At 47.5% G+C, this 4,957-nt stretch carries 5 protein-coding genes; 4 read left to right on the top strand and 1 reads right to left on the bottom strand.

Annotated elements, in window-relative coordinates; translation table 11 throughout:
* Nucleotides 1–98 precede the first annotated feature (98 nt).
* The 3 genes from VN105_RS16015 to VN105_RS16005 all read left to right on the top strand — a co-directional run bounded on the left by VN105_RS16015 (nucleotide 99) and on the right by VN105_RS16005 (nucleotide 2,822).
* The gene (locus VN105_RS16015; RefSeq protein ID WP_325642536.1) at nucleotides 99–1,457 is read left to right on the top strand and encodes a pyridoxal-phosphate dependent enzyme; all 1,359 of its coding nucleotides are present in this window, start codon (nucleotides 99–101) and stop codon (nucleotides 1,455–1,457) included.
* A 9-nt stretch (nucleotides 1,458–1,466) separates the two neighbouring features.
* Nucleotides 1,467–2,243, top strand: coding sequence for a helical backbone metal receptor (locus tag VN105_RS16010; protein WP_325642535.1), 777 nt, complete (start codon nucleotides 1,467–1,469; stop codon nucleotides 2,241–2,243).
* A 135-nt stretch (nucleotides 2,244–2,378) separates the two neighbouring features.
* Nucleotides 2,379–2,822 (top strand): Rieske (2Fe-2S) protein, encoded by a 444-nt coding sequence (locus VN105_RS16005; RefSeq protein WP_325642534.1) that lies wholly within the window; start codon nucleotides 2,379–2,381, stop codon nucleotides 2,820–2,822.
* Here the strand turns inward: VN105_RS16005 and VN105_RS16000 are convergent.
* Entirely contained in the window at nucleotides 2,819–3,631 is an 813-nt protein-coding gene (locus VN105_RS16000) for an alpha/beta hydrolase (RefSeq protein ID WP_325642533.1), read from the bottom strand. The two genes, VN105_RS16005 and VN105_RS16000, sit on opposite strands and share 4 nt — an antisense overlap.
* A 137-nt stretch (nucleotides 3,632–3,768) precedes the next feature.
* On the opposite strand from VN105_RS16000, the gene fbaA reads away from it, so the two are divergent.
* The gene (gene fbaA / locus VN105_RS15995; protein ID WP_325642532.1) at nucleotides 3,769–4,836 is read left to right on the top strand and encodes a class II fructose-bisphosphate aldolase; all 1,068 of its coding nucleotides are present in this window, start codon (nucleotides 3,769–3,771) and stop codon (nucleotides 4,834–4,836) included.
* Nucleotides 4,837–4,957: the final 121 nt, after the last annotated feature.

The following is a 4,957-nucleotide window of genomic DNA, read 5'->3' as shown; positions in this document are numbered from 1 at the left end:
GTAATCAGTTTAATCCTGAGTCAGACAAACTCCGCATTGCCGAAGGCGATCTGTCTCAGTTCATTTCCGTATTTTCGTAACCATACAACCTCATTTTTATGAAATACTGTGATAATATACTCGAAACGATAGGAAATACCCCGATGGTAAAGCTACACCGCGTAACCGCCACGCTTCCCTGTACGGTATTGGCAAAGGTGGAGTTCTTTAACCCCGGCAACTCTATTAAAGACCGTATGGCCGTGAAAATGGTGGATGTAGCGGAAGAGAAAGGATTGCTCAAACCTGGCGGTACCCTTATTGAAGGCACTTCCGGCAATACCGGCATGGGCCTTGCACTGGCGGCTATTATCAGGGGATATAAATGTATTTTTACCACTACAGATAAACAATCCAAAGAAAAAGTGGATATCCTGAAAGCCGTAGGCGCGGAAGTGATTGTTTGTCCTACCAATGTGGAACCTGAAGATCCCCGCTCCTACTATTCCGTGTCCAAAAGACTGGCCACAGAAGTACCCAATTCATTTTATGTAAATCAATACGATAACCTTGCCAACCGCGATGCGCACTATGAGCAAACCGGTCCTGAAATATGGGAACAAACCGAAGGGAAGATCACGCACCTGGTGGTGGCTACCGGCACCGGCGGTACCGTTACCGGCACTGGAAAATACCTGAAAGAAAAGAACCCCGACATTAAAGTATGGGCCATTGACAGTTATGGTTCCTTACTGAAGAAGTATTTTGAAACCGGGCAACTGGATATGAGTGAAGTGTATCCTTACATCACCGAAGGCATCGGGGAAGATTTTGTGCCGGAGAATTACGACATGAAGGTGATCGATAAATTTGAAAAAGTAACCGATAAAGATGCTGCGGTGATGGCGCGCCGTATTACCAAAGAAGAAGGCATCTTCGTGGGGTATTCTGCCGGATCGGCCATAGCAGGACTGTTGCAGCTGAAAGAATCATTAAAGCCTACCGATGTGGTGGTGGTTATTTTTCATGATCATGGCAGCCGCTATGTTGGAAAAATTTACAACGATCAATGGATGATGGAACGCGGATTCCTGGATGTAAAAACAGTAAAGGATGTAGTGAACGGCCGTCGCAATCAGCCACTGGTAACCATCAGCGCGGGAGAAAAAGTGAGTGAAGCTATTGCCAGGATGAAAAAATACGATATCGAACATATCCCTGTAGAGGAAGGCGGAGAGCTGATCGGCGCCATCTCTGAAAACGGGTTATTCAATCGCCTGATCGATGATGCCAACCTGAAAGATGCACTGGTACAACAGGTAATGCAGCCATCCTTCCCGCTGGTAAGCCAGGATACGCCTATTGAAAAACTATCGGTGTATATCAACCGGGAAAACGGCGCCGTGCTTACAAAAGATGACAGTGGTAATCATCACATCGTTACCAAATATGATATTATACAGGCACTAGGCAGATAAAAGCATCGCATGTTATTTACTGATCAGCTGCACCGGCAGATAATACTCGAAAATCCGCCACGGCGGATCGTTTCACTGGTGCCCTCCCAAACAGAATTGCTGTATTCCCTCGGACTCGGAAAAGAAGTGGTAGGCATTACCAAATTCTGCGTACATCCGTTAACGTGGTTCCGGGAAAAAACGCGGGTAGGCGGTACTAAAAATATTCATCCCAATATTATACGGCAGCTTTCACCAGACCTTATCATTGCCAACAAGGAAGAAAACCTGGCGGCAGATGTAGAACTGCTGATGCAGGAGTACCCGGTATGGGTGAGTAATATCCAGACCCTGGAAGATGCATACAGCATGATCACCGGTATCGGCGCGGTAACGGATCGCGTGGATGCCGCCGCCAGTATCGTTTCCCGGATCAAAGCCAATTTTTCTTCGCTGCAACCTTTTACCGAAGCCGTTCCCGCTGCCTATTTTATCTGGCGAGATCCGTGGATGGTGGCCGGCGGCGATACCTTCATCCACCAGATGCTGCAGTTGTGCGGTTTCCGGAATGTGTTTGAAACGCTTCCCCGGTACCCGGCTGTTACTGCCACACAACTGGCCAGCAGTGGCTGCTGCCGGGTATTACTTTCTTCAGAGCCCTATCCTTTTAAGGAAAAACATATCGCAGAACTACAGGCCATATTGCCGGATGCACATATCCAGCTGGTAGACGGTGAAATGTTTTCCTGGTATGGCAGCCGTTTGCTGGAAGCCCCCGCCTATTTTCAAACGTTGATTAAAAATTAATACAAAAAATAAAATCAGTAAAATCAACCTAATCAGTCTAATCAGCATTCCAGGACAAAATTCACTCACTAAGGCAACTTTCTTCCTTCCACCTGCGTAAACAGGATAACGATCCACTCAACTAAAACGCACTTTATGGAAAGAAGAGATTTTGTTTCCAACATCGGACTTACACTGGCGCTTGTATGTACTGCCGGTTTAGCTGCCTGCAGCAAGGGCGGCGACAATAATCCGGATCCCAATCCTCCCGGCGGCGGCGGAGGTAACGCCAAATTATCATTGAACCTGGGCAATGATCTCACCAATGTGGGCGACTTTAAGATCTCCAACGGGGTAATCATTATCCGCACTGCAGCGGGCAATTCGGCATCGTCTTTCACGGCGCTTTCCAGCACCTGCACCCACCAGGGGTGTACGGTAGCTACTTACAACAACAGCTCCAAGTTAATTGAATGTAACGCACCTTGCGGTCATGGCAGCCGGTACACCACCACCGGTGCCGTAAATACCGGCCCGGCCACTGCAGCGCTTACGGCTTATACCATCAAGGTGGATGGAAACATGCTTACGGTGAGTTAATGCTTTTGGAGGAAATCGAGCACCCATTCAGCGAAGGGTACGCTACGCACTACTGAATTATGATCTCCGGCTACGGTGCCGTGCATTCCTGCCGGCATCATGGCTGCGAGAGCGCCGCCGGTATTATTGTCTTCGTCTTTATCCCCTCCGATAACCAATACCGGCTGATGCACGCCGGCCAGTTCCTGTGGTGTAGTGGAGGGCTGGCCCAACTGCATCATGGCAAGGGCGCGCTGATCAAGCCCCGATTGCTGTACATATTTCACCATGGGGGCCAGCTCCGGTACATCTTTCCCCGATAGCGCCTCGTAAAACTGCTGCCGGCGCGGCCAGGCGGGATCTGTAAAAGCGGTGCCCATCCCTCCCATCACAGCGCTGCGTACCCGGGCGTCCAGCACCAGTAAGCGCGATACAATAATGGCGCCCCTGGAATAACCCACTGCCTGGTAATTATTAATATTAAGCCAGGTCATCAATCCCATAATGTCCTTTGTTTCCGCATCATCGAGGTAGGCGAGGCTATCACGCGGATGATCCGATGCCCCGTTTCCCCTCAAATCAAGGGTAATTACCTTATACCTGTGCGCAACCAGCGAATCGTACAAGGCCGTTTTCTTCCAGGAATCCCCGTTCACTATAAAGCCATGTACCAACAGTACAGGCGCCCCGGTACCGGTAACGGTATAATGGATACGGGTTCCGTCAAACGAAGTAAAGTATTGCAGGGAATCGGTTGCATTAACCGCAGATGCTCTGCCGGAGGGCATTTGCAGGAATATCACCACGAGGAAAAACAGGAATAATTTCATATAAAACGGGATTAATGCGGGTTAAAATACATTTTTCTGTTGGTAGAATTAATACATAAGCACTTACTTTTCGCTATAAATCTTCTATTTAACTCCTTATATTTGCTTTCCTAAAAAATTAAAACACATATCAGAGTATGGGAAAATACAGAGCTGGCGTATTATTCGGCGAAGAGCTGGATGCGCTGTATAACGATGCCAAAGACAACGGATTTGCTATGCCTGCCGTAAATGTTGTGGGAACTAACTCCGTGAATGCGGTACTGGAAACAGCTGCTAAAGTAAATTCACCGGTTATCATCCAGTTTTCTAACGGTGGTGCACAATTTTTTGCCGGTAAAGGTATGCCGAACGACAAGCTGCAGGCGAACATTGCGGGTGGTATTTCCGGCGCCAAACATGTACATGAAGTAGCTAAATATTACGGTGTTCCCGTAGTGCTGCATACAGACCATGCTGCCAAGAAATGGCTGCCATGGATCGATGGTTTGCTGGATGCCGGTGAACAACATTTCAAACAAACCGGTCAGCCACTGTATAGCTCTCATATGCTGGATCTGTCTGAAGAGCCGATTGCAGAAAATATCGAAATTTCTCATAAATATTTTGAGAGAATGAATAAACTGGGTATGTCCATCGAAATTGAACTGGGCGTAACCGGCGGTGAAGAAGATGGTGTGGACAATTCCGGTGTAGACAACTCCAAATTGTATACCCAGCCTGAAGAAGTAGCCTATGCGTATGAAACTTTATCCAAAGTAGGTCCGCGTTTCACCGTGGCCGCTGCTTTCGGTAACGTGCATGGTGTATACTCTCCCGGTAACGTGGAGCTTCGCCCGGTGATCCTGCACAATAGCCAGGAGTTCATCCAGGAGAAATTTAAAACTGCCGCCAAACCGGTATTCTACGTATTCCATGGTGGTAGCGGTTCTCCTAAGCACCAGATCACAGAAGCACTGGGTTATGGTGTTATCAAAATGAACATTGATACTGATATGCAGTGGGCATTCTGGGAAGGTATCCACGATTTCTACGAAGCAAAGAAGGATTACCTCCAGGCTCAGCTGGGTAACCCTGAAGGCGCCGATAAGCCAAATAAAAAATACTACGATCCCCGCGTATGGCTGCGCAAAGGTGAAGAAACCTTTGTTAAACGCCTGGAAGAAGCATTCAGGGATCTGAACTGTATTAACAGGAACGCTTAATTAAGCAAAAGCTTAATGCATAAAGCAAAAAGCCGTTGTAAAGGGGATAAAGCGATCATATATTATATGTATATGTTATTATCTCCACTACAATGGCTTTTTGCTTTTTGATTTAAACTTT

Source organism: Chitinophaga sp. (assembly GCF_035564935.1).
GTDB lineage: Bacteria > Bacteroidota > Bacteroidia > Chitinophagales > Chitinophagaceae > Chitinophaga.
Note: the sequence above shows the minus strand (reverse complement) of the source record. Positions and strands in the feature narration are given on the sequence as shown.

Excerpts from the sequence above, each read along its gene's own strand:
- VN105_RS16015 (WP_325642536.1), top strand. The coding sequence starts at position 99 with ATGAAATACTGTGATAATATACTCGAAACGATAGGAAATACCCCGATG.
- VN105_RS16010 (WP_325642535.1), top strand. The coding sequence starts at position 1,467 with ATGTTATTTACTGATCAGCTGCACCGGCAGATAATACTCGAAAATCCG.
- VN105_RS16005 (WP_325642534.1), top strand. The coding sequence starts at position 2,379 with ATGGAAAGAAGAGATTTTGTTTCCAACATCGGACTTACACTGGCGCTT.
- VN105_RS16000 (WP_325642533.1), bottom strand. The coding sequence starts at position 3,631 with ATGAAATTATTCCTGTTTTTCCTCGTGGTGATATTCCTGCAAATGCCC.
- fbaA (WP_325642532.1), top strand. The coding sequence starts at position 3,769 with ATGGGAAAATACAGAGCTGGCGTATTATTCGGCGAAGAGCTGGATGCG.